Below are 423 nucleotides of genomic sequence, written 5' to 3' on the forward strand. Positions count from 1 at the left end.
TCGTTATTCGTGTGCTGGACGGTGATACTCTGGAGATATTACAGGCCCGGCACCCCGTGAGGATTCGTCTTGTGAATATTGATGCGCCAGAAAAGAAACAGCCTTTTGGACGCTGGTCAATGAATCAACTTAAAAGCCTTGTGGCAAATACGCCCGTAACCGTGACATACACACAGACAGACCGCTACGGGCGTATTCTGGGACGGGTATATACCGAAGACGGCATGGAAGTTAACCGCTGGCTGGTACAGCATGGTGCAGCCTGGGTATATCCTGATTTCAACACAGATTACACCCTGCCGGCATACCAGAGAGAGGCCAGAACAATGAAGCGGGGTCTGTGGGCAGATAAAAAACCTGTTCCACCATGGCTGTGGTGAAAAGAAAATAAAAATGACCACACAGAATTACAAATAAACAACA

1 protein-coding gene is annotated in these 423 nt (G+C 48.2%); it reads left to right on the forward strand.

Annotation, left to right across the window (positions count from 1 at the left end; genetic code table 11):
* Positions 1-380 (forward strand): thermonuclease family protein (locus E0D98_RS25900; protein WP_131891547.1); only part of this gene is annotated, 380 nt, incomplete at its 5' end.
* Positions 381-423: the final 43 nt, after the last annotated feature.

It is taken from the genome of Escherichia sp. KCJ4928, from assembly GCF_004352695.1.
In the GTDB taxonomy this organism is placed as follows: Bacteria; Pseudomonadota; Gammaproteobacteria; order Enterobacterales; family Enterobacteriaceae; genus ECMA0423.